Raw genomic sequence first — 21,891 nt, 5'->3', positions numbered from 1 at the left:
GTGCGTCTCCTCACTTCGGGAGGGTGGCTGCAAGGTGGGCGAAGGTCGCAGGGCGCAGTGCCTGCAGGAGCTCGGGAGAGGAGATGTAGAGCGCGTACGCCTCGGCGTAGTTCTCCTTCCACGCGGTCGTGCCGTACTCGGACACCGCGATGCCGTCCTTCTTGGACGCCTCGCGGAACGCCTTGCCGGCCGCCCCGCCCTTCTCATCGACGTCGGCCGTGCCTCCCTGGAACGTGACGGTCGAGCCGGACCGGCTCTTCGTGGCGGCGAGCGCGTCGCGCGCGGTCTTGGTCGCCTGCTCGGCGGCCTTGATCGCCTTCTCCTCGGGCCCGCCCTTGGGGTAGCTGCCCTTCGCGTCGGCATTCGCCGCGAGGGTGTCGGTCTGCGCCTTTCCCGCCGCGGAGTAGGCCGCCATCGCCTTGCGGAGGTCGGCATCGTCGACGGCATGCCCGATCTCGTGGAGGATCACCTCGGACGCGTAGGACAGGACGTTGCCGCGCCCGAGGAACCGCACGTCGGACTTGTCGAACGCGCTCTTGCGAATCGTCACCGTGTGCGTCTTGGCGTCGTACTCCCCGTCCTCGCCCGCGGGCGGGCTGCCGACCACGATCGTGAGCCCTTTGACGAGTGCGAGGTGCGAGCCGGGCAGCCGCGAGACGGCTCCGCGCAGGGCGTCGAGCTGATCGCCCGTGAGGGAGTGGACGAGGCCCGCGTCCTTGATCTTGTCGGCGACCGGATCGGCCGGCGGATCCTTCCCCGGCTCGGGCGGGCCCGGCACCGCCTGGTCGGGCGGCGCGACCGCCGCCCCGAGCTGCTCGACGAGCACGCGCGTCGTCGCGGTGGCCTTGGCGGCGGGCGGCGGCGCGTGGTGTGTGAAGCGGTACAGTCCGTCGATCCCGCCGTACTTGGCGAGCGCGAGTCTCAGCGTGATCGTCGTGTTCCCGGGCAGGACTGTCGCGTCCAGCAGCTGCCCGACGATGTTCTGCAGGCCCTTGGGCTGCACGCCGCTCGCCGAGGGGTCGATCGCGATCGTCGTCGCGGCCGGCGGCGTGTACGGGACGGCGTTGGGGTCGAACGACGTCGCGATACCGGGGACCGTGACCTGCGATTCCGTCACGACCTTGATGCGCTTGCGGTCCGCCTCGGGGAGCCCCATGAGCGTCGTGACGGGGGTGACGGGCGCCACCGGCTGCCTCCGCACGATGGTGTGCGCGCCGCCGCGCTGCTGCGCGGCGTGGGCGAGCTCGTGTGCGAGCAGCCGCCGCCCCGGCTCGGTGCCGCGCTGCTCCCGTCCGCGGGCGAACGCGATCCGTGTTCCGACCGTGAGCGCCGCGGCGCCCGCGCGCTCGGCGGTGTCCTGCGCGGCGGGGTCGGTGTGCACCCGCACGGCGTCGGGGTCGAGGCCCTGCGGCGCCTCTGCGCGCTCCCGCGCGTCGAGCGCGCGACCCTCGCCGTCCAGCCGCACGTCCACCGTCGCGGCTTCCGACGGCGCACGCGGGGGGACCGCCGCGAACGACCAGCCGGCCGCTGCCGCGGGGGCGACGGCTGCCTCGGCGAACCGGTCCGCCGCGCGCTCGGCGGGCGCATCGGCCCGCCCGACGGCGTGGATGCCGCTCGGGCGCTCGGGCGCGGGGGTCGCGGGGTGGGCGTGCGCCAGGCTCACGGCGTCCTCCCCGCAGGACGTCGCATTTCGGGTTCGGAGACCGGACGCAGTCGGCGGAGGTAGTCGTCGGCCGTCGTCGGCCCGAACCCCCGGAGCGCGAGCAGCACGCCGCTGCGCGGGTTGACGCACACCGCCAGGCCGCGCGACCCGTAGACCAGTTCGCCGTGCGAGATCAGGAGCGGCCCGAACTCGAAGTCCAGTGCGGCGTCAGGCGGGCCGAGGTCGGGAATGCCGAGGAAGCTCCCGTCGTCAGCGGTGGGCATCGCGCCCTCGAGAAGGATCGCGCGATCGTCGTCGAGCCACACGCGAAGCCCGTCGGTGAACCGGCGGGTCGGCAGCGACGTCCACGGAGTCGAGGTCGGGGGGTCGCCCAGCGCCCCGTCGAACAGGAAGGCGTCATCGTGGTCGATGCCCAGCTTCATCGTGGAGTGGGCGGGCAGGCCGGTCCACTCCGAGACGTCTGCGTCATCGACGAAGCGCGCGAGAGTATCGGTCACGGCGGGCTCCCGTCTGCCTTCGCACCGATGCGGTCGACCTTCCCGAGGAAGTACGCGGTCCACACGTTGTCCGCGCCGACGAGGTCGACGAGCCGCTGCGCTTCCGTGATCGACGCGTACGCGCTCGGCGGTCGCATAGCGATCGGGGGCAGCGCCGCCCATGCGGCACCTTCGACGAGCACGCGGGTCGGCTTGTCGGCGAGCCGCTTGCGACCGCTGCGCGCCCACACCACGTCGGTGAGCAGGCTGTCGACACCCTCCATGAGGGTGTTCCACTCCCGGTCCGAGGTGCGCTTGAGCTTGCCGGCGTACGTGCGGTAGTCGGCGTGCGCGAGCGTGTGCCCGTACTCGTGGATGAGGGTCTGGAACATGTCCCACCGGGCGCGGCGGTCCTCGTCGACCTTCCCGCTCTGCAGCATGTCGACGTAGATCTTCCCGCCCGTCTGCGCGCCGCCCCAGTTGCGGTCGATGAAGATGAGCTTGTCGGCCGTGGTCTGCGGGTCGTTCTCCCACTTGTCGCTCACTCCCGCCGAGACCGTCGCCTGCGCGACGGCTTCGAGCGCCTGAGCCTCTTCGTTCGGCCGGTTGTTCACGGTCTGGGGGTGCGCGTCGCACTCGGCGTTGATCGCGTCGAACGCCTCGTCGGAGCGGAAGTAGTACCGGATCTGGTCGAGCGCCCAGTTGACGCGCTCGTCGGGCTTCGCCGAGCGCACCGCGCGAGTCTGCCGATCGTGCCACGAGAACAGCGTCGGCGTCGCGCCGCCGAACGTCAGCTCAGGGCGCGTCCCGGCGCCGTAGAACGACGCGAAGACCTCGTCGGTGGCATTCTTCGCGGGCTCCGCCATGCGCTCGATCTCGGTTGTGCCGGCCGCCTTGCCCGATTTCAGAGCGGCGTCGTATGCATCCGTGATGATCTTCGCGAGCGTCGCCGCGACGAGCGTGCGGTACTTGCCGCCCGGAGCGAACATGGCCTTGCGTTCAGCTGCTTCCTTGGCCTTCCGCTCTGCTTCGGCCTTCTTGCGGGCGGCTTCGTCCTTCGCTCGACGGGCGGCCTCGGCCTGCTTGCGCGCGGCCTCGGCGAGGCGCTCGGCCTTGGTCTGCGTGACGCCCGGGGCCGTCGTCGACACCGGAGGGCTCGCGGGGGCCGCGGGCGGGGGTGCAGGCGCGGCCGGCGTCGGCTTGGGAGGGCGCGGAGGCGTCAATGCTTCGCGCGCCGCCTTGGCCCGGGGGCCGGTCACCGCGGAGGTGCTCGCGATCGCCTCGCCGGGCGAGGCCGGAACGACCTGCAGTGTGGCGGCGATGAAGATGTCGAGGGCGCGCACGCGCTGGTCGAGCTTGCCCTCCTTCTTCTCGAGCTCCCGCAGCCGGGCCGGATCCTTCTCCTTGACGCGTGCGCGCGTGGCCGCGTCGAGCTCGCCCTTCCACCGCGGAAGTGTCGTGCGCAAGACGTGTTCTCGCGCCTTGACGCGATCCGCGGGGGAGAAGTGCTCGACGACGGATGCCGGGTCGAGCCCGTAGTACTCGGCTTCGAACCGCGCGTCGAACTGCGCCGGATCGAAGGGGAAGATCGGCGAGCCGACCGGGAGCGCGGGGCCGACGACGTTCACGGTCCCCTGTTCGAGGGCCTTGCCGCCGCCCGCGAACCGCTGCGTCACGAGCTGGTCGAGGCGGGTCTGCTCCGCGCCGTCGAACGCGTCGTTGAGCGCCGCGTAGCGCTTGGGCGGATCCCGGAAGAGCACGATCAGCTCATCGGCGCTCGCCGACTCGAGCAGGTCGAGGATCGCGTTCTCGTCTTCGTCGAGCACGGCCCCGTCGAGCATCTCGTCGGTGAGCAGCGCCATCTGCGTGCCGGTCAGCTCCCACCCCGGCGTCCCCGCCTTCCACTTGCGGACGATCGCACGCGCCTTGTTGTCGGACTCCCACCAGCCCTCGTGCGCGCGCGCCGCCGTGATCTTGCGGAGGTACGACCGCAGCTCGTTCTCGGTCCACGTGCCCTCGCCGCCGAACAGCAGCGCGAACCAGTTGCCCACGTCGAGCCGGTGGATGCGCGTGGGCGCACCGGTCGTCCGCGGCGCCGCATTGCCGCGCTCCTGCACGACGTGGGCGAGTTCGTGCGCGATGAGGTGCCGGCCCTGTGGACTCGACGGGTCGAAGCGGCCGGATGCGAACACGATGTGCTCGCCGACGGTGAAGGCCGCGGCATCCACTCCTGCCGCGGCGCTCGCCGCCTGCGGGTCGTCGTGCAGCCGCACGGACGAGAAGTCGTAGCCGAAGCGCGCCTCCATCGAGTGACGGAGACCCGGGTCGAGCGCGCGCCCGCCGCCGCGGGTCGCGGCATCCACACCGCTCGTGTCGATGTCCGACGCAGTCTCGGTCGCCGTTGCGGGGGCGCGCTTGATCTCGTCCTCCTTCTTCGGCTCTTCGGTCGGGGCGGCCTGGTCGGCGTTCGCGTCGCCCTTCTTGGCCGAGCCGGGCAGCGGCCGGATGCCGATGGGCACGGCTCCCGGCGCGAAGGGGCTGAACGACCACCCCGGTCCGGATGGCGTGGGGGTCTTCGGGGTCGGCAGCCCCGGGATGCCGACACCCGCCGGCTTCGCGACCGGCGGCTCGGCGTGGGCCTCGGTCTGGGCTCGGATCGAGGCCATGAGCTTCTCGCTCATCGGATCCAGGACGGGCGCCTTCTTGCCGGTCGCCGACTTCGGCGAGCCGCCGCCCCAGCTGAGCGTGGCGCCGACCGAGTTCACCTTTCCTTCGGTGAGTCCGTCGACCTTGACCCCCAGCGTGACGCCCTTGCCGAGGGGGATGGGCACCTCCTTGCCGGCCACGAGCATGCCTGCCGCGACGGCGCCCGCGAGCGGCTTGATCTCGGTGACCTTGTCCTGCACCTCGCGGCCGGGCTTCGACTTCAGCGCAGCCTCCCCGGCCTTGCCGAGGCCTTCGACGAGAGAGTCGCTCGTCGATTTCGGCGTCGGCGGCGCCATCGTCGGATCCTGCACCGGCTTCTTCTTCTCCTCCTCGTCACGGTGGACGGATGCCTCGGCCGGCACGCTCGCGAACGACCAGCCTGTGACGCTCCCGCCGCGCGCGACGATGTCGGCGGCGCGGTCGGCCTGACGCTCGGTCGCGTCGTGGCGGTGCGACACGCGGCGCGGGGGCGCGGCATCCGTGTGCGCAGTGGTCGCGGGGGCGCGCGTCATGGCGACATCTCCCCGGACAGGCGACCGCCCGCCGACGCCCAGACGTCGCGCGCGATGTGGGCCGCGAGTCCGTCGCGGTCGGTGATGGCCGCGCGCCGGGGTGGCGGCGCCGCCCACGCGGGGGCCTCGTCGCCGCGGCGGTCGGCCGTCGCGAGTTCGCTCAGCCGCACCTCGACGAGGGGACCGAGGCCCTCGGCGAGCTCGGGGGGCACGCCGCGCAGGACGAGTCGGTCGATGTGCACGTCGATGCGCGTCATGCCGACCCCCCGCGCAGGGCGCCCGTCTCGGCCGCGGTGAGGGTGCGCTCCGACTTCGCGACTTCGCGCGTCGCGGCGCGCAGCAGATGCTCCGGCCCCACGGCCACCCCTTCGCCGGCCGCGGCGAAAGCCGCCGAGAGGGCGATCTGGCGGATCGCGCCTCCGCTCAGCTGCATGCGTGCGAGGGCGGCGAAGTCGACGTCGGCGAGCGGCGTCGCCGCGGGGAACACGGTGCGCCAGATCTCGGTGCGCGAGGCCTGATCCGGGAAGGGGAACTGCACGACGAACCGGATGCGGCGCAGGAACGCTCGGTCGACGTTGCCCCGCAGATTCGTCGTCAGGATCGCGAGCCCGCGGTAGGACTCCATGCGCTGCAGCAGATAGGCGACCTCGAGGTTCGCGTAGCGATCGTGGCTGTCCTTGACGTCGCTGCGCTTGCCGAAGAGCGCGTCCGCCTCATCGAAGAGGAGGACGGCACCGGATGCCTCGGCCGCGTCGAAGACGATCGACAGGTGCTTCTCGGTCTCGCCGATGTACTTGCTCACGAGTGCCGAGAGGTCGATGCGGTAGAGGTCGAGGCCGAGCGATCCCGCGAGGACCTCGGCGGCCATCGTCTTGCCCGTGCCGCTCTCGCCCGCGAAGAGAGCGGTCACTCCGAGTCCGCGGTCGGAGCGGCTCGCGAACCCCCACTCGTCGAGGACGATCGCACGATGCCGGACGTGCCGCTCGATCTCCTGCAGCAGCTCTTGCTGACCCGGGGGGAGCACGAGGTCGTCCCAGGTCGCACGGGGCTCGATCCGCTGCGCGAGCGCGCCGAAGCCCGTGCGCGAACGCTCGCGCACGAGGCGCCGAAGCGCCGCCAGGTCGGGGTCGGCGAGCGCCCGCCACTCGGCGGCGACAGCGGCCACGACACCCGCGGGCAGACGGAAGTGCTGCGAGAGCTCGCGCTCGGCGACGCGGATGATCTCGGCGTCGGAGCGCTCGAGCGCCGCGCGCCACAGCTCCGCCTCCTCCGATGCGGTCGGAAGCGGCACCGTGCGGGCGAGCGTCACGCGCCCCGCGGCCTCTCCTGCGGCGTCCGTCACGACGACCTCCGTCTCGAGCAGTGCGAGCAGCCGCACGTCGTCGGTCGCAACGAGGCGCCCGTCGAGCAGGGCCTCGCGGTCGAGCACCGCGGCCGTGTCGGCGGCGTCGCGCTCGGCGGCGACGGCGTCGCTCACCGCGAGCACGCCTCCGCCGAGACTCGCGGCGAGGCGCGCGACGACTCCCGCGCGCGTGTCGGCATCCGCTCCGGCGAGGTGCACGAGGACGGGGCCGTCGACGGCGCGCACCGCGCTCGCGAGCTCGGCGGCGAGTTCGACCTGCGCGGCGGTGAGGCCGCCGGCGCGCTGATCCGCGAGGAGGCCGTCGAGGCGCCCCGCTCCGAGTCCCGTCAGGCGGTGCAGCACGGCCTCATCGATGCGGAGCGGGCGCAGGGCGAGGATGTCGCCCGGCCCGAGCCGTACGAGCCGTCGACGGCGCAGGGGGCGATCGGGCGACAGGGCGTCCCAGTGCGCGTGGGGGAGCGCCGCCAGCGCGAGCCCGAAGGTCGGCGAAGCCGTGCCGCCCTGAGCTGCCGCGACGGTCGCCGCGATCTGCGCGTCGAGCTCGACCGCGGCGGCGAGGACGAGGACGTCGCGCTCGAACGGCGAGAGTCCGAGTCGTCCCGCGAGATCGTCGAGGGGAGTGTCGCCGGTCTCCTGCCGGGGCGCGGCCTCGCCGCGCAGGAGGGCCGCGATGCGCGCGAGCTCGGCGACGAGAGGAGCGCTGGACTCCTCGGGCGGGGTCTGATCCCCCTCGAACGCGGCCGGCGTGCTCATGGCACCGTGATCGTCTGGACGGGGTCGAACGCCGGCGGGTCGGGCGGCGTCTTGGGGCTCAACAGGATGAGCCGGCTCTCCGCACCGTCGATCGTGACGCGCACCCACTGCGGTCCACCCGGGATGTCGCCGTATTCGAACGACAGCGTGTCCGTGACGGCCGGGTGCGGTTCGGCGAGCGCCGTGTCGCCGCCGAGTGCGAGGGTCGCCCGCTGGCCGGGTCGCACCTCGGGAGAGACCTCGACAGTCGCCGTGACGAAGCCTGAGACGGCGTCGCGCACGGCGCCCGTCGCGCCCCCGAAGCGGATGACGGGGGCGAGCTGCATCGCGGCGGCGTTCGTCTCGCGCGCGACGGTCTCGGTCGGCGCGACGAGCGAGACGCGGACGGTCCACGTGCCGGCCGGCCACGCGGCGTCGGCGCCGGGACTCGCGGGGAGCGCCACGTCGATGAAGTCGCGCTCGGCGTTCGCGCCGATCGGCACGACGACGGGTGCGGCGAGCGTCGGATGCGCGAACCGCACCTCGACGCTCGTGCCGTTCAGGTGCGCGCCGGCGATGCGCACCGTCTCGCCCAGGGCAGCCGCGGGCTGCGGCGTCGCCGGCACGACGCGGAACACGGTCGGCACGGGTGGCAGCAGATCGGCGTGGACGAACACGCCGGGCTCGCGACCCCCGTTCGGGGCGGGGTCGCCCCGCGTGAGGACGGGCGGCCCGCTGCGCACGGGCTTCGTCGCCTCGATGAGGACGACCGTCACGAGATAGCCGACACTCGGGCGGTAGTTCGCCTGGATCGCCGACCAGAGGCGCGACATCTCCTCCGAGTCGATCGGCTCGGTCGTGACCGTGATCGCGGCGGCCTGGTCGGCGAGGTCGGCTGCGGCGAGCGCCGCGTACGCAGGAGGAAGGATGCTCCCGCTCACGACCCCCGCTTGCAGCGCCGTCGTGATGGAGGCGCGGTCGAGCACGGGGTGCGCGTGCAGGATCGACATCGCGTAGCCGAGCAGGATCTCGGCCTCGAAGTCCGCCGTGCCGTAGGCAGTGAGGAGATAGTGCAGGTCGAGGGCGAGGGGTGGGTTCGACGTGCGCCCGCCGGCGGGATCGAACTCGGGGAGCCCGACGTTGCGCCAGCCGGGATTGGGGCTCACGCGGTACAGGAACAGGTTGAGGCCCGGTTCGGAGTCGGGTTCGTTGAGTTTGATGGCGTCCGGTGCGATCGCCGTGACCTTGACGGTGCCGACCGCAGGCCCCGCCTCGACGATCCCGTTGTCGAGGAGGTTGCGGAGGACCCCGCTGACGCCGCCGATCGCGAGCGGGCCGCTCATCGGCCTCTCCCTGCGAGGTAGTCGTGCAGCGACCGCTCGGCGTCCCGCGCGGGTCGCGTCGGCCGCGCGGCGGTGGGCGCGGCGAGCATCGCGCGCACTTCGACACGGTCGATCGTGACGTGCACGACGTCGGCTTCTGATGGGGCGACGGATGCTTCGGCGCGCGTGGGCGTCGATGCGTGGACGGCTGCGCGCGGGGCAGGGGCGGCCTGGACGCGCGGGACCCCCTCGCTGCGTGAAGTCAGGGGCGCCGCAGTCGGCTCCGGGGCCGCCGCGGGCCGGCCGGGTGCGGCGGTCTCGGTCGCCGCGATGGGCGGCGCGGCGTCCGTCCGCCGCTGGGTGGGGAGCTCGTGCGCGGCAGGCGGAACGGCGGCCGCCGGCTCGCCCCGCGGAGCCGCACGCGCCTGTCGAGGGGCGGGGCGCTGCTCGGTGCGCAGGGGAGTCTCCGCGGTGGGCACGGGGGATGCGGCATCCGTCGACGCGGCCGAGTCGGCCGCCTCGAAACGCGACGGGAGCCGCGGACCGGCCTGGGCGGGAGCACCCGCGGCCCGGGCCGCGAGGCGGGCGAGGTAGCCGCTCATGAGCCCTCCCGCACGATCTCGAGGTAGGCGGCGCGGCGCTCCTCCGAGAGGCCGAGCACCTCGGACTCCGTCCAGCCGTAGGCGCGGGCGAGGGCGTCGATGTCGTACAGCGCGCGCCGTGCGCGCGTCTCGACCTCTCGCCACACGAACGCGATCGGGTCGACGTCGACGACGAATGCCGTGCCGCACTCCGGACACTCGATCGCGACCGAGACCTCGGCGAGGGGATCGGCGGCGGCGAGCTGCGCCTCGACCCGGTCGACGACGTCGGACGGGGCATCCGTCGTGCGCTGTCCGTGCGGATCCGTCAGCCGGCAGCAGAGCGCGAGGAGCGCGGATGCCGCGTCCCCGCGTCCTGCGACGGCGGCCAGGTCGCCCGCCGTCGGCGCCCGCCATGCGGCATGCCACTCGCCCTCTTCCGTCGCGACAGTCAGCTCTCCTGAGGCCTCCGGGCCATCGAGGGTCGCGAGCGACACGAGGGCGTCGGCGTCGAGCGAGAACTCGACGACCGACCCGCACGCGGCGCACGTCGCGACGGCGTCGAGGCGCGCACCCGCGAGCGCCGTGTGGAAGCTGAGCGCGGCCGCGTGCAGCCGGCCGAGCGGCGCGTCGCGCAGGCTCGCGGCATCCGCTCCGGCCGCGCCCGCGACCCGCAGGGCGCGCGCGATCGGCTCCTCGTCCCGCGCCGCGTCGGCGAGTTCGAGGATCGTCTGTGCGCGCACCGCCGCGGCGGCCATCGCGGCCACGGTCGGCTCCTACGGTTCGGTGAAGGACGGTTCGGCGGGCTCGACGACGGCGTAGTCGCGTTCCCAGCCCTCGTTCTCGAGCTTGAGGGTCTGGATCGCGACGGCGTTCGCGTTGGCGTCGAGGTCGGGAAGCGCCTGGTACTCCGAGACCCACGCCCGGAACACGCGGTACGCGAGCACGATCTGACCGGCCTCGTTGTAGAGCTCGACGATGAGGTCCTTGCGGAAGTCCTTGAGCGAGACCTCCGCCCCGAGACCCGACCCGAAATTCCAGACCTTGTTCGCCCACTGCTCGAACTCGACGTCGTGCGTGACGCCCCGCTCGAGCGTGATCGCCTCGAACTTGACGCGGCCGGGCGACTTGCGCGACGACGACGGGTCGCCGCCCTCCCGGTGCTCGACGACTTCGGTCGTCCGTTTGAGGCCGCTCACCTTGCTGACCCCCGCGACGTACTTGCCGTCCCACTTCACGCGGAACTTGAAGTTCTTGTACGGGTCGAAGCGGGTCGCGTTGACGCTGAACTGTGCCATGTGTCCATTCCCTCGGCTCAGACGGCGCTCGCGCCGGCGATCTGCTGCAGCCTGATGACGACGAACTCGGCCGGTTTGAGCGGCGCGAACCCGACGTGGATGTTGACGATGCCCTTGTCGATGTCGGACTGGGTCGTCGTCTCCCTGTCGCACTTGACGAAGTAGGCCTCCCGCGGCGTCCGACCCTGGAACGCGCCCTGCCGGAACAGGTCGCCCAGGAACGTCCCGACGCTCAGGCGGATCTGCGCCCACAGCGGCTCGTCGTTGGGCTCGAACACGACCCACTGGGTGCCGCGGAAGAGCGACTCCTCGATGTAGAGGGCCGTGCGCCGCACCGGGACGTACTTCCACTCGCTCGCGAGGCGGTCGGACCCCTGCAGCGTCCGCGCGCCCCAGATGACCCGCCCGGCGCCGGAGATCGCACGAAGCGCGTTGACCCCGAGGGGATTGAGCTGCCCGATGTCGCCGTCCGTGAGGGGCACTTCGAGGGCGGGGACTCCGTTGAGCCCCGCGTCGAGACCCGCGGGTGCTTTCCACACGCCTCGCCCGGCATCCGTCCGCGCGAAGACGCCCGCGACGGCGCCCGCCGCCGCGAACGGCTCGAGCTGGCCGTCCTTGAGCGGATTCGGCTGCATCAGCCGCGGGAAGTACAGCGCGACGTTCTTCGTGAACTCGCTCGCGATCGTGAACGTCGAAGCGACGCCCGTGATCGCGTCGCTCACCTTCGTCCAGTCGGGCTTGCCGTCGACGATGTAGAGCGCGCGGCGCTTCGCGGCGTAGCGGGCGGCATCCTTGTGGACGGGGTCGCTCACCTTCGCGTCGGTCAGGCTCGCGCTGTCGTACGGCGGGATGACGAGCAGGTTGAAGATGTCGGCGCGCTCGAGCGCGAACAGCCCCTTGGCCTGGGCCTCGAGGCCCGCGCCGTTGAAGGATGCGTCTGTGAGCGGGTCGCCGTCCGACCCGCCTACGAGCGGCTCGCTGAGGCTCGCGAGCGCCCAGATGTCCTGACCGGCTGTCGGGGCCGCGTGCTTCGCGGGACGGGTCCCCGGCGCCGCGCCCGAGACGCGCACGAGGGTCGACGCGTTCTTCAGCACGTCGGTCACGAACCGGGGATGTCCCGTGACGCCTACCGACACGTTGCGGTGCGTCTCGATGAGACCCGTGCCCCCGTCGTACACCGTGAGGTTGAAGAGCGTCGTCGCGACCTCGCCGAGGGACGCGTCGGGTGGTCGCGTGTCGTGGTCGACGCGGAACCGGATCTTCGCACCGAACTCGCCCTCGTCGGCGGTCTCGAGCGTCAGGCCGCCCTGCGCGCCCGTCGCCTTGCCGGCGACGCCGTTGGCGCGGTAGAGCCGCACGACGACCGCGATGCTCCCGCCGTTCGAGAAGAAGTCCCGTACGGCGAACCCGAGCGCGGAGCCCTTCCACAGGCCGCCGAACGCGCGTTCGTAGTCGCCATAGCTCGTGACGACCGTCGGTTCGCCGACGGGTCCGCGCGGGGCTCTGCCGACGAAGGCGGTGACGGAGGTCGAGACCCCGACGATCGTGCGGACTCCACTCGGCACCTCCTCGATGTACACGCCGGGATAGGTGAGTTGCGATGGCATGACTGCCTCCAGAGGGTGCACCGATCAGCGGTCCTGACGCAGTGCGAGGACCGTGCGTAATTCAGGAGACGACACCCGTGGGAGTCGTCGGCGTGGCGGGAGAACACCACGCCGTGATGATGGAACGAGCTCCGATTCAGGAGTCAAGCCCTCGCTCACGGAGCTGTCAAGAGGGCCACCTGCACGTGACCCTCCGGGTGCACCGAGGTTCGGCGGGCGCCGACCCCGCCGCAGGGGACCGTGGCTTCCCTTCGGCCCGCCAGGCCTCAGGGCCGATGAGGCTGTGAGCCCCAGTGCTCAGCGCGCGGCGTCCGCGTCTTCCCCGAGCAGCGACCGCGCGAGTGCCGTCGAACCCGCGACCGCGACGGGCATGACCGCGACGGCGCCGAGCGGGACGAGGAAGAAGAGCTGCGTCGCAACGCCGAAGCCCAGCGCCCGGGCGCGATGCGCCCGGAGCAGCGCCCGCCGCTCGTCGCGTGTCAGGCCACGCGCCGCGAGCGACCGCGACGACAGCTCGTCGGCGAGCAGCCAGCCGGTGAGCAGGACGCCGGTCAGGAACCCGAGCACGGTTCCGACGACGGGGATGAGGCCCATGAGGGCCGCCAGTATCGCGACCAGGATGCCGCGTCCCACGAGCGACGCGCCGTCGACGACGGAGCGCCAGAACGGATTGTCGCCGTCGGGGACGTCACCGCCGAGATCGCGCTCGACGGTGCGCCAGATCCGCTCGTAGAACGGCTCGCCGACGACGAGCGTCAGGGCCGTGAAGGACACGACGGCCAGGACCAGCGCGCCGCCGAACGCTGCGGCGCCGACGCCGAACCGCAGGAGATCGCGCCAGAAGGGCACCCAGCCCTCCGCGAACGGCGTCACTGCTGTCGTGAGAGGAGTGAGCGACGCGCCGAGCGCCGTGAGGGCGGCGACCAGCAGCACGGCGACGATCGCGGCGGGCAGGAGGCCGAGGGCCATCGCGCGCGGGCGGCGTCGCCACCACGCGAAACCGGCGAGCAGCAGGCCGGCACCTCGGAAGAACTCTCGCATCGGCACGAGCCTACGGGCGGCGCGAACGGGCATCCGTCCCCTTCCCGGCCGCACCCCGCCTCCCTACACTGAGCGTCACGTGTCGGCGGAGAGCCGGCATCCCTCGCCGACGAGAAGAGAGCCACGGAATGAGCGATCCCTCGCAGACCCCCACGACCCGCAGTGCGCCGGGCGGCGCCGCTCCGCAGAAGGGCGGCATCGGCCTCGGCGCCCTCATCGGCGTCGGCGTCGGCGTCGTGCTGCTGTCGTTCGTCGCGGCGTTCCTCGGAGCCCGGCTCGCAGGATCGACCGACGCGGCGCCCGAGCCGACGAGCAGCGTCGTCGCTCCCGAGCCGACGCCGATCCCGACGGAGGAGTACGAGGCGATCATCGAAGAGATCCTGCCGGCGGGCTCGGCAGTGCGTGCCGGTCAGGGCGTCCCGACGGCGGGGAAGGGCTATGAGGGCGACGTCTACATCAACGTCAAGACCTCCGACGTCTACGTGTTCCGGGACGGCCAGTGGGTGTGGGCGGGCAACATCCGCGAGTCGGCGGCCGAGAACCTCTCCGGCGAGCCGGGCGCGGCCGGCGCGGCGGGCGCGCAGGGGCCGGCGGGCGAGCAGGGTGAGCAGGGGGAGCAGGGCGCCGCGGGCGCTGCCGGCACCCAGGTGCTCCTCGGCACGGGCGCGCCCGACAACGCGACGTGCGTGGCCGACGGCGACGTCTACATCGACACCTCGGTGAGCGCCTTCTACGAGTGCTCCGCGGGGACGTGGACGCAGTCCGGCGCGTCCGCCGAGCAGCTCCCCAGCCCCTGATCCGCACGGAGACCCGCTGAGCGGCGCCGCGCGCCGGCACACCCGGCCCGCGGCGCCGCTCCCTGTCCTCCCAACGGGGCATGACACGGACGCGCCCCACCGGCGCCTCCCACTGGCGCGTGCTCCTCGGGAGGAGCACGATGGTCGCTACTGGTCCGCGACGACGCGGGAGGACGCCTTGGCCGCGACATCCGACATCCCGACCCATCGCACCGTCGTGCTGCTGGGCGCCATGGGGAGCGGCAAGACGACGCTCGCCGAGGCGATGCTGCACGAGGCCGGCGTGATCGGGCGCATGGGCAGCGTCGAGCAGGGGACCACCGTCTGCGACCACGAGCCCGAGGAGATCGCGCGCGGAAGCTCCCTCGGCCCGGCCCTCGCGTGGTTCACGTGGAAGAGGCGCGGCGCCGAACTCGGAGTGACGATCATCGACACCCCGGGGCATCCGGATTTCATCGGGGCAGTGGATGCCGCGCTGCAGGTCGCGGAGGTCGCCGTCATCGTCGTGAGCGCCGTCGACGGCGTCACGGGCGGGACACGCGCGGCCTGGGCGAGCGCCGGTGCGGCGGGGGTCGCGCGCATCGTCGCCGTGACGCACGAGGACCGCGCGCGTGCCGACTTCCGCGCGACGGTGCAGCAGCTGCGCGACGCGTTCGGCGCGGGGCTCTGGCCGCTCGAATTGCCGCTCGGCGAGGAGCACGCCTTCCACGGGGTCGCCGACATCCTCACGGAGCGCGCCCTCGTGTACGACGAGGACGGGCATCATCACGAGGAGGCGCTCCCCGCCGAGATCGAGGCCGAGGAGCACCGCCTCCACGAGCAGGTGACCGAGGAGATCGTGTCGCGCGACGACGCGCAGCTCGAGGCCTACCTCGAGGGCGACGAGCCGTCGGCAGACGAACTCGAGTGCACGCTCGCGGGTGCCGTCGCGGCGGGCGACGCCGTGCCGATCGTCGTGTGCTCGGGTCTGGCCGGCACGGGCGTCGACCACGTCATCGATCTCATCTGCGAACTCGGGCCCGCCGCCGCAGCCCACGACGGTCGCATCATGCTGGGGACGGACGAGGAGGGACGCGGCGGCTCCGAACACCGCGTTGCGACGGATCCGGACGGCGAGACCCTCGTGCACGTGTTCCGTACGGTCGCCGACCCCTTCGTGGGCCAGGTCGCGATGCTCAAGGTGCTCTCGGGCGTACTCCGGCCGGGGGATCGCCTGAGGAACGCGACGACGGGGGTCGAGGAGCGCATCCCGGCGCTGTTCCGCCTGCGCGGCGCCGAGCACGTGCCGGCCGAGGCGTTCCGCGCGGGCCAGGTGGGCGCTGTCGCGAAGCTCGCCGGGACGCCCGCAGGCTCGCTCCTGTGGACCCGCGGGCAGGGACGGGCCCGCCCCACGCCGCTGCCGGTGCGATCGCCCGTCTACGCGACGACGCTCGAGCCGGTCTCGCAGACGGACGACGCGAAGCTCACGACGGCGCTCGCGCGGCTGACGGCGGACGACCCGACGCTCGTCGTCGACAGGTCCGGGAGCGTCACGATCCTGCGCGGGCTCGGTGATACGCACGTCGCGGTGGCCGTCGAACGCCTCGCCCGCGTTCTGGGCGTCCACGTGACGACGGGCATCGCGCCCGTCGCCTACCGCGAGACGATCTCGCGCGCGGCGCGCGCCGAAGGCAAGCTCAAGAAGCAGTCCGGCGGACACGGTCAGTTCGCCGTCGTGCAGCTCGCGGTCTCGCCGCTCCCTCCCGGTGCGGGCTTCGCGTTCGTCGACTCGGTCGTGGGCGGTGCCGTGCCGCGCTCGTACATCCCGGCCGTCGAGCGGGGCGCGCGCGAGGCACTCGCTGCCGGCGGCCCGCTCGGGCACCCCGTCGTCGACGTGCAGGTCGAGCTGCTGGACGGCAAGGCGCATTCGGTCGACTCGTCCGAGATGGCGTTCCGCACGGCGGCCTCGCTCGGGGTCAAGGCCGCGCTCGCGGAGGCCCGCACGGTGCTGCTCGAACCCGTCTCGACCGTCACGGTGACGGTGCCCGTCGACCTCCAGGGACCCGTCCTGACCGACCTCAGCGGCCGACGCGGACGCGTGCACGCGAGCGAATCCGCCGACGACGGCCGCGCCAAGGTCGTCGCGAGCGTTCCGGACGCCGAGCTCGAGCGCTACGTGCTCGATCTGCGCGCCCTCACGGCGGGTCGCGCCGAGCTGACCATCGCCGCGGATCATTACGAGCCCGCCACAGGAGGCCCGCACTGATCCCGCTCGCTACGATGGAATGTCATGCCTGAGCGTCCGCCTTTCAGCCCGGTCATCGCGCTGCTCACCGTTTCGAGCGTGTGGGATGCCCGGCTCTCCGCAGCGCTCAAGGATCTGGGCCTCACGACCCGCAAGTACGGGCTGCTCGCCCACATCCACGCGACGCCGGGCATCTCGTTCTCCGAGCTCGCGCGCCGCTCGCAGATCACGGTGCAGACGGCGCACACCGCCGTGCGCACGCTGCAGGAAGAGGGTCTGGTGCAGGATGCCACGGCCCAGGCGGGCGCCGCGTCCGACCTGCGCGCGACCGCGAAGGGCGAAGCATCCCTCGCCGAGGCCGACGCGCGACTCGCCCGCCTCGACGCGACGTTCGCCGACGGAGCGAGCCTGCTCACGCAGGCGCTCGAGGGTCTCCACGAGGAGCCGTTCGGCAGCGACGTCAAGGTCGGCTGAAACCTTCAGGTAAACTGAAGGTGTGTTCCGCACTCCTCTCGAACTCTTCCGCGCCCTCGCGATCCTCGAGGCGATCTCGTGGACCCTGCTCATCCTCGGCCTCGTCCTCCGCGCCCTCACGGACATCGCGATCGGCGTGACGGTGGGCGGCGGCATCCACGGATTCGTGTTCCTCTCGTACGGCGCGACAGTGATCCTGGTCGCGAAGAACAACCGCTGGCGCCCCTGGCCGACGCTCGTCGCGCTCGTGAGCGCCGTGATCCCGTACGCGACGATCCCCACCGAGATCTGGCTGCACCGCACGGGCCGCCTCGCGGGGGCGTGGCGACTCGAGGCCACGGAGGATCCGCGCGACGCCCTCTGGCACGACCGGCTCCTGCGCTGGTTCCTCGGGCGCCCCTGGGTGCTCGCGGTCCTCATCGCCGTCGCGCTCGTTGCGCTCTACGCCGTGCTGCTGCTGGTCGGACCGCCCGGCGGTCGCAGCTGACGACGATCGCCGCGGGGGCGAACGCGCGCTGTGACGTCGGCACGTACGAGCCACCCGTGCGCTCGAGGCGACACCCTCCACACGTGCGCGGAACGCCCTCGGGGACTGCGTAGGGTCGGAGGGTGCTCCGCCGCCTCGCCGTCCTCGCCCTGCTCGCCGCGACGGTCTCCGTCGCGGGCTGCGCGTCTCCCGAGCCGTCCGTGCCGACACCCACGACGTCGCGCGCGCCGATCGTGCCGGCCGAGCCGACCCCCGTCGAGCAGACGCCGACCCCGACCCCGGTCGTGACGGCCGCGGCGGACGACGGGCTCATCCTCGGCTACCGCGACGATCAGATCGCTGCGGTGTGCATCCCCGCGCTCGAGAGCGAGTACCCGGGTGCGACGGTCACCGGCCCGTCGGACTCGGCTCCGTGGATCGGCGACACGGAGGCCACGCTGGAGTGGTGGGTCTACGTGCCCGAAGGCGTGACCTGGACGCAGAACACCGACGTCACCTTCCCTGCCGTGTGCTCGGTGTCGGACGACGATCCGGCGACCCCGACGCTCGTCTACGTCGGCGTCGTCGATCATTAGCCCCCACCCGCTGTCGGCGGGTGGTGAGATGATGCGGGGATGCTGCTGAGGGCCGTCGTCGACACCGCAGAGGCGGTTGCAGCCACGCGCTCGCGCCTCGCCAAGATCGACGCGCTCGCGACGCTGCTGCGGCAGCTCGCCCCGGACGAGATTCCGATCGCTGTCGGGTTCCTCACCGCGAGTCCCCGCCAGGGCCGCGTCGGCGTCGGATGGCGGAGCCTGTCGTCGCTCGACGTGCCGCACGCCGGCGAGTCGACCCTCACGATCACGGACGTCGACTCGGCTCTCGACGCGCTCGCCGGCGCCTCGGGGGCGGGGTCGGCCGCTGTGCGCGCCGACACTCTGCGCGGCGTCGCTTCTCGCGCGACAACGGCCGAGTGGGACTTCGTGACCCGTGTCATCCTGGGCGAGCTGCGCACGGGTGCGCTCGAGGGCGTGCTGCTCGACGCGATCGCCCGTGCGGGGGAGCGGGAGCCCGACGCCGTGCGACGTGCCGCGATGCTCTCGGGCGACCTCGGCGCGACGGCCCTCCTCGCCCTCACCGGCACGCCGGCAGAGCTCGAGGCGGTCGGCCTCGTCGTGGGGCGCGGCGTGCTGCCGATGCTCGCTTCGACGGCTGCGACTCCGAGCGATGCGCTCGCGGCGGTGGGCGAGGCATCCGTCGAATACAAGCTCGACGGCGCACGCATCCAGGTTCATCGCCACGCCGACGACGTGCGCATCTTCACGCGGACGCTCGCCGACATCACGCATCGGCTGCCCGAAGTCGTCGAGGTCGTCAAGGGGATGCCGGTGACCGACGTGATCCTCGACGGCGAGACGCTCGCGCTCGACGAGAACGACGCTCCGCGGCCCTTCCAGGACACGATGTCGCGGTTCGGTGCCGAGCTCGCGCGCGAGACGGTGCTGCATCCGTGGTTCTTCGACGTGCTCCACGTCGACGGGCGCGATCTGCTCGACGAGCCGCTGCGCGTGCGCCGTGACGAGCTGGGCCGGATCGCGCCTGCGCACCGGATCCCGGGAGAGGTCACCGCCGATGCGGCAGTCGCCGAGCGGATCGCGGCCGAGGCCCTCGCCGCGGGCCACGAGGGTGTCGTGGTCAAGGCGATCGACTCGCCGTATGCGGCAGGGCGTCGCGGGGCGAGCTGGATCAAGGTCAAGCCTGTCCACACCTTCGACCTCGTCGTGCTCGCCGCCGAGTGGGGCTACGGCCGGCGTCAGGGCTGGCTCTCGAACCTGCACCTCGGGGCGCTCGACGAGACGGGCGAGTTCGGCGGCGGGTTCGTCATGGTCGGCAAGACGTTCAAGGGCCTCACCGACGCGCTTCTGAAGTGGCAGACGGAGCGCTTCCAGGAGCTCGCGGTGCGCGAGACGCCCGGCACCGTATGGCTTCCGCACGAGATCGTGGTCGAGATAGCGATCGACGGTGTGCAGCGCTCGACGAGGTATCCGGGTGGCATCGCGCTGCGCTTCGCGCGCGTCAAGCGCTACCGCGACGACAAGCTCCCCGGGGACGCCGACACGGTGCAGACGCTGCGGGAGATGCTGAAGGGCTGAGCCGTGCCGGCGCGGTCTTCACACCCCGCGAGACGTCAATCATGTACGTCTGCGGCGACCTGGCGAGGACAGAGGTGAACTCTCGCGACGTTCCGGATGATGCGAACGGGTCGGCTCGCTGGGCGAGAGGATGCGACGAGGCGAGATTTGACGCGGCATCCCTCGGCAGTGTGCAATATATTGCATGCCGCTTCCACGAACGGAAAGACCGAGCTCGCTGCGTGACTACGCGTACGCGCAGCTGCGCGACGCGATCGTGAGCGGGCAGCTCGCGCCCGGTGAGCGGCTGCGCGACAGCGAGCTCGAGGCCTGGCTCGGGGTGAGTCGCACGCCGATCCGCGAAGCGATCGCGCGCCTCGACGCGGCGGGCCTCGTGCACACGCGCAGGGCGAAGGAGACCGTCGTCGCGCCGCTCGACGCGCGCGATGCCTTCGCGGCGCAGCGGATCGCCGCGAGCCTGCACGAACTCGCGGTGCGCGACGCCGTGCCGCTTCTCACGGACGACGACCTCGCAGACATGCGCGCCGCGAACCGGCGCTTCGCCGCGGCGCTCAAGAGCGGCGATGTGGATGCCGCGATCGCCGCCGACGACGACTTCCACGCCGTCGCGGTGCGCGCGAGCGCGAATCCGCTTCTGCCCGGTCTGCTCGAGCAGGTCACGCCCCTCCTGCGCCGGCTCGAGCGGGCGCGCTTCGCGACGCTCGCGGGCCGCGGGAGTGTCGCCGACCACGACCGCATCCTCGCGCTGTGCGCGGCGGGCGAGGCCGACGCGGCAGCCCAGGCCGTGCGCGAGAACTGGCTCACGCTCGAACGCCTCCTGACAGCATCCGGAACCATCGAAACCCTCCCGAAGGAGCCCTCATGACTCTCGCCGATTTCCCGCGTCACTCGCTGACGTTCGGTCCGAGCCCCGTCCACCCGCTCAACCGCCTGTCTGATCACCTCGGCGGCGCGCGCATCTGGGCCAAGCGCGAGGACGTGTCGAGCGGCCTCGCCTTCGGCGGCAACAAGGTGCGCAAGCTCGAGTACCTCGTGCCCGAGGCGCTCGCGCAGGGTGCCGACACGCTTGTCTCGATCGGCGGCGTGCAGTCCAACCACACGCGGCAGGTCGCTGCCGTCGCGGCGCACCTCGGCATGAAGGCCGTCCTGGTGCAGGAGCACTGGGTCGACTGGCCGGATTCCGTCAACGACCGCGTCGGCAACATCCTGCTCTCGCGGGTCATGGGGGCCGACGTGCGCCTCTCGTCGGCCGGGTTCGACATCGGGTTCCGCGACTCGTGGAAGGAGGCGATCGCCGACGTCGAGGCAGCCGGCGGCACGCCCTATGCGATCCCCGCGGGCGCTTCGGACCACCCGCTGGGCGGCCTCGGCTTCGCCAACTGGGCGCACGAGGTCAAGGCGCAGGAGGAGCAGCTCGGCATCTTCTTCGACACGATCGTGGTCTGCACCGTGACCGGCTCGACGCACGCCGGCATGATCGCGGGCTTCGCCGATCTCGCCGAGAACTTCGGCGACCGCCCGCGGCGCGTGCTCGGGATCGACGCCTCGGCGACGATCGAGAAGACCCGCGACCAGGTCGCCCGCATCGCGCGGCGCACGGCCGAGGCGATCGGCGTCGGCCGTGACCTGCGCGAGGACGAGATCACGGTGCTCGAGGGCTGGGCGGGCGATGTGTACGGCATCCCGGTGGCCTCGACCGACGAGGCGATCTACCTCACGGGGCGGCTCGAGGGCGTCATCCTCGATCCGGTCTACGAGGGCAAGTCGATGGCGGGGCTCATCGAACTCGTGTCGTCGGGCGAGATCCCCAAGGACTCGAATGTGCTCTACGCGCACCTCGGCGGCCAGCCCGCGATCAACGCGTACAGCGGCCGGTACCACTGATCGTCTCGCGCGAGCGTCACGGGAGGAGATGACGCGAGCGGAGGGTCATCGCGGCGTCAGGGCGCCTCCCGTGGCGCCATCTCCTCCCGTGAGGCGCACCTGGGTCTGGCGCGCGCCCCGCGTGGCACCCGACCGCAGGGAGATACTCGGGTCGCGAGCCGGACGCAAGGGGTCGATCCGGACGGCAGCATCCGGTTGAATCGACGCATGCGGACGGCACTTCGATGGATGCTCGCGGGGGCCATGGTCTTCGCGGGCGTGAGTCACCTCTTCTGGGCGCGCAGCGAGTTCCAGAACCAGGTGCCCGACTGGACGACCGAGATCGTCCCGATCGACAAGGACGGAGTCGTCGTCGCCTCGGGCGTCGTCGAGGTCATGCTCGGTGCGGCCCTCGTCGCGCTGCCGAAGGAGCGCCGGCGGGTCGGCGCGATCCTCGCCGGATTCTTCGTCGCCGTCTTCCCCGGGAACGTCGACCAGTGGCTCCAGCATCGCGACGGGTTCAGGCTCGACACCGACGCGAAGCGCCTCGGGCGGCTCTTCTTCCAGCCGCTCCTGGTCGCGTGGGCGCTCTGGTCGACGAGGCGCTGACGCG

At 72.4% G+C, this 21,891-nt stretch carries 20 protein-coding genes; 9 read left to right on the top strand and 11 right to left on the bottom strand.

The genetic code is table 11. From position 1 onward, the window contains the following. Positions 1 to 10: 10 nt before the first annotated feature. From MJ607_RS00815 to MJ607_RS00765, 11 genes are all read right to left on the bottom strand, one after another. Positions 11 to 1,663 carry a DUF4157 domain-containing protein gene (locus tag MJ607_RS00815; protein WP_243073647.1) on the bottom strand — a complete coding sequence of 551 codons (1,653 nt, stop codon included), beginning with the start codon at positions 1,661 to 1,663 and terminating at the stop codon, positions 11 to 13. Next, the gene (locus MJ607_RS00810; protein WP_243073646.1) at positions 1,660 to 2,160 is read right to left on the bottom strand and encodes a hypothetical protein; all 501 of its coding nucleotides are present in this window, start codon (positions 2,158 to 2,160) and stop codon (positions 1,660 to 1,662) included. Before MJ607_RS00810 ends, MJ607_RS00815 begins: the two co-directional genes overlap by 4 nt. Further along, positions 2,157 to 5,357 (bottom strand): DUF4157 domain-containing protein, encoded by a 3,201-nt coding sequence (locus tag MJ607_RS00805; RefSeq protein ID WP_243073645.1) that lies wholly within the window; start codon positions 5,355 to 5,357, stop codon positions 2,157 to 2,159. The genes MJ607_RS00810 and MJ607_RS00805 overlap by 4 nt, the downstream gene beginning before the upstream one ends. Continuing rightward, entirely contained in the window at positions 5,354 to 5,614 is a 261-nt protein-coding gene (locus MJ607_RS00800; RefSeq protein ID WP_243073644.1) for a hypothetical protein, read from the bottom strand. Before MJ607_RS00800 ends, MJ607_RS00805 begins: the two co-directional genes overlap by 4 nt. After that, the gene (locus MJ607_RS00795) at positions 5,611 to 7,473 is read right to left on the bottom strand and encodes an ATP-binding protein (RefSeq protein ID WP_243073643.1); all 1,863 of its coding nucleotides are present in this window, start codon (positions 7,471 to 7,473) and stop codon (positions 5,611 to 5,613) included. The genes MJ607_RS00800 and MJ607_RS00795 overlap by 4 nt, the downstream gene beginning before the upstream one ends. After that, on the bottom strand, positions 7,470 to 8,795 hold the full coding sequence (locus MJ607_RS00790; protein WP_243073642.1) for a DUF4255 domain-containing protein: 1,326 nt from the start codon (positions 8,793 to 8,795) through the stop codon (positions 7,470 to 7,472). The genes MJ607_RS00795 and MJ607_RS00790 overlap by 4 nt, the downstream gene beginning before the upstream one ends. Next, positions 8,792 to 9,376, bottom strand: coding sequence for a hypothetical protein (locus MJ607_RS00785; RefSeq protein WP_243073641.1), 585 nt, complete (start codon positions 9,374 to 9,376; stop codon positions 8,792 to 8,794). The genes MJ607_RS00790 and MJ607_RS00785 overlap by 4 nt, the downstream gene beginning before the upstream one ends. Then, the gene (locus tag MJ607_RS00780) at positions 9,373 to 10,122 is read right to left on the bottom strand and encodes a hypothetical protein (RefSeq protein WP_243073640.1); all 750 of its coding nucleotides are present in this window, start codon (positions 10,120 to 10,122) and stop codon (positions 9,373 to 9,375) included. The genes MJ607_RS00785 and MJ607_RS00780 overlap by 4 nt, the downstream gene beginning before the upstream one ends. Before the next feature lie 9 nt (positions 10,123 to 10,131). Beyond that, positions 10,132 to 10,653 carry a phage tail protein gene (locus MJ607_RS00775; protein WP_243073639.1) on the bottom strand — a complete coding sequence of 174 codons (522 nt, stop codon included), beginning with the start codon at positions 10,651 to 10,653 and terminating at the stop codon, positions 10,132 to 10,134. A gap of 17 nt (positions 10,654 to 10,670) precedes the next feature. After that, positions 10,671 to 12,260, bottom strand: a complete 1,590-nt coding sequence (locus tag MJ607_RS00770) for a phage tail sheath C-terminal domain-containing protein (protein ID WP_243073638.1) — start codon at positions 12,258 to 12,260, stop codon at positions 10,671 to 10,673. A gap of 297 nt (positions 12,261 to 12,557) precedes the next feature. Continuing rightward, positions 12,558 to 13,301: an EI24 domain-containing protein gene (locus tag MJ607_RS00765; RefSeq protein WP_243073637.1), complete on the bottom strand. Its 744-nt coding sequence runs from the start codon at positions 13,299 to 13,301 to the stop codon at positions 12,558 to 12,560. Between the two features lie 128 nt (positions 13,302 to 13,429). On the opposite strand from MJ607_RS00765, the gene MJ607_RS00760 reads away from it, so the two are divergent. The 9 genes from MJ607_RS00760 to MJ607_RS00720 all read left to right on the top strand — a co-directional run bounded on the left by MJ607_RS00760 (position 13,430) and on the right by MJ607_RS00720 (position 21,887). Then, positions 13,430 to 14,098: a hypothetical protein gene (locus tag MJ607_RS00760; RefSeq protein WP_243073636.1), complete on the top strand. Its 669-nt coding sequence runs from the start codon at positions 13,430 to 13,432 to the stop codon at positions 14,096 to 14,098. Positions 14,099 to 14,276: 178 nt separating this feature from the next. After that, positions 14,277 to 16,343: an elongation factor G gene (locus tag MJ607_RS00755; RefSeq protein ID WP_279234270.1), complete on the top strand. Its 2,067-nt coding sequence runs from the start codon at positions 14,277 to 14,279 to the stop codon at positions 16,341 to 16,343. A gap of 24 nt (positions 16,344 to 16,367) precedes the next feature. After that, positions 16,368 to 16,796, top strand: a complete 429-nt coding sequence (locus MJ607_RS00750) for a MarR family winged helix-turn-helix transcriptional regulator (RefSeq protein ID WP_243073635.1) — start codon at positions 16,368 to 16,370, stop codon at positions 16,794 to 16,796. Between the two features lie 22 nt (positions 16,797 to 16,818). Next, on the top strand, positions 16,819 to 17,283 hold the full coding sequence (locus tag MJ607_RS00745; protein ID WP_243073634.1) for a DUF3817 domain-containing protein: 465 nt from the start codon (positions 16,819 to 16,821) through the stop codon (positions 17,281 to 17,283). 122 nt (positions 17,284 to 17,405) lie between these two features. Then, positions 17,406 to 17,858: a hypothetical protein gene (locus MJ607_RS00740; RefSeq protein ID WP_243073633.1), complete on the top strand. Its 453-nt coding sequence runs from the start codon at positions 17,406 to 17,408 to the stop codon at positions 17,856 to 17,858. 39 nt (positions 17,859 to 17,897) lie between these two features. Further along, complete coding sequence (locus MJ607_RS00735; RefSeq protein WP_243073632.1) at positions 17,898 to 19,415, top strand: ATP-dependent DNA ligase; 1,518 nt, start codon at positions 17,898 to 17,900, stop codon at positions 19,413 to 19,415. Positions 19,416 to 19,599: 184 nt separating this feature from the next. Next, positions 19,600 to 20,280 (top strand): GntR family transcriptional regulator, encoded by a 681-nt coding sequence (locus MJ607_RS00730; RefSeq protein WP_243073631.1) that lies wholly within the window; start codon positions 19,600 to 19,602, stop codon positions 20,278 to 20,280. Continuing rightward, positions 20,277 to 21,299 (top strand): 1-aminocyclopropane-1-carboxylate deaminase, encoded by a 1,023-nt coding sequence (locus MJ607_RS00725; RefSeq protein WP_243073630.1) that lies wholly within the window; start codon positions 20,277 to 20,279, stop codon positions 21,297 to 21,299. Before MJ607_RS00730 ends, MJ607_RS00725 begins: the two co-directional genes overlap by 4 nt. Positions 21,300 to 21,506: 207 nt before the next feature. Further along, a complete protein-coding gene (locus tag MJ607_RS00720) occupies positions 21,507 to 21,887 on the top strand; it encodes a hypothetical protein (RefSeq protein ID WP_243073629.1) in 381 nt (126 codons plus the stop codon). Positions 21,888 to 21,891 lie beyond the last annotated feature (4 nt).

This window comes from Microbacterium sp. SS28 (genome assembly GCF_022761035.1).
Lineage (GTDB): Bacteria > Actinomycetota > Actinomycetes > Actinomycetales > Microbacteriaceae > Microbacterium.
The sequence above is the reverse complement of the archived record's forward strand: the minus strand, read 5'-3'. Positions and strand labels throughout refer to the sequence as shown.

What these genes read in the sequence shown, in the direction of transcription:
- MJ607_RS00785 (WP_243073641.1), bottom strand. Translation starts at nt 9,376, where the DNA reads ATGAGCGGCTACCTCGCCCGCCTCGCGGCCCGGGCCGCGGGTGCTCCC.
- MJ607_RS00795 (WP_243073643.1), bottom strand. Translation starts at nt 7,473, where the DNA reads ATGAGCACGCCGGCCGCGTTCGAGGGGGATCAGACCCCGCCCGAGGAG.
- MJ607_RS00800 (WP_243073644.1), bottom strand. Translation starts at nt 5,614, where the DNA reads ATGACGCGCATCGACGTGCACATCGACCGACTCGTCCTGCGCGGCGTG.
- MJ607_RS00750 (WP_243073635.1), top strand. Translation starts at nt 16,368, where the DNA reads ATGCCTGAGCGTCCGCCTTTCAGCCCGGTCATCGCGCTGCTCACCGTT.
- MJ607_RS00760 (WP_243073636.1), top strand. Translation starts at nt 13,430, where the DNA reads ATGAGCGATCCCTCGCAGACCCCCACGACCCGCAGTGCGCCGGGCGGC.
- MJ607_RS00775 (WP_243073639.1), bottom strand. Translation starts at nt 10,653, where the DNA reads ATGGCACAGTTCAGCGTCAACGCGACCCGCTTCGACCCGTACAAGAAC.
- MJ607_RS00720 (WP_243073629.1), top strand. Translation starts at nt 21,507, where the DNA reads ATGCGGACGGCACTTCGATGGATGCTCGCGGGGGCCATGGTCTTCGCG.
- MJ607_RS00730 (WP_243073631.1), top strand. Translation starts at nt 19,600, where the DNA reads ATGCCGCTTCCACGAACGGAAAGACCGAGCTCGCTGCGTGACTACGCG.
- MJ607_RS00805 (WP_243073645.1), bottom strand. Translation starts at nt 5,357, where the DNA reads ATGACGCGCGCCCCCGCGACCACTGCGCACACGGATGCCGCGCCCCCG.
- MJ607_RS00770 (WP_243073638.1), bottom strand. Translation starts at nt 12,260, where the DNA reads ATGCCATCGCAACTCACCTATCCCGGCGTGTACATCGAGGAGGTGCCG.
- MJ607_RS00790 (WP_243073642.1), bottom strand. Translation starts at nt 8,795, where the DNA reads ATGAGCGGCCCGCTCGCGATCGGCGGCGTCAGCGGGGTCCTCCGCAAC.
- MJ607_RS00735 (WP_243073632.1), top strand. Translation starts at nt 17,898, where the DNA reads ATGCTGCTGAGGGCCGTCGTCGACACCGCAGAGGCGGTTGCAGCCACG.
- MJ607_RS00725 (WP_243073630.1), top strand. Translation starts at nt 20,277, where the DNA reads ATGACTCTCGCCGATTTCCCGCGTCACTCGCTGACGTTCGGTCCGAGC.
- MJ607_RS00765 (WP_243073637.1), bottom strand. Translation starts at nt 13,301, where the DNA reads ATGCGAGAGTTCTTCCGAGGTGCCGGCCTGCTGCTCGCCGGTTTCGCG.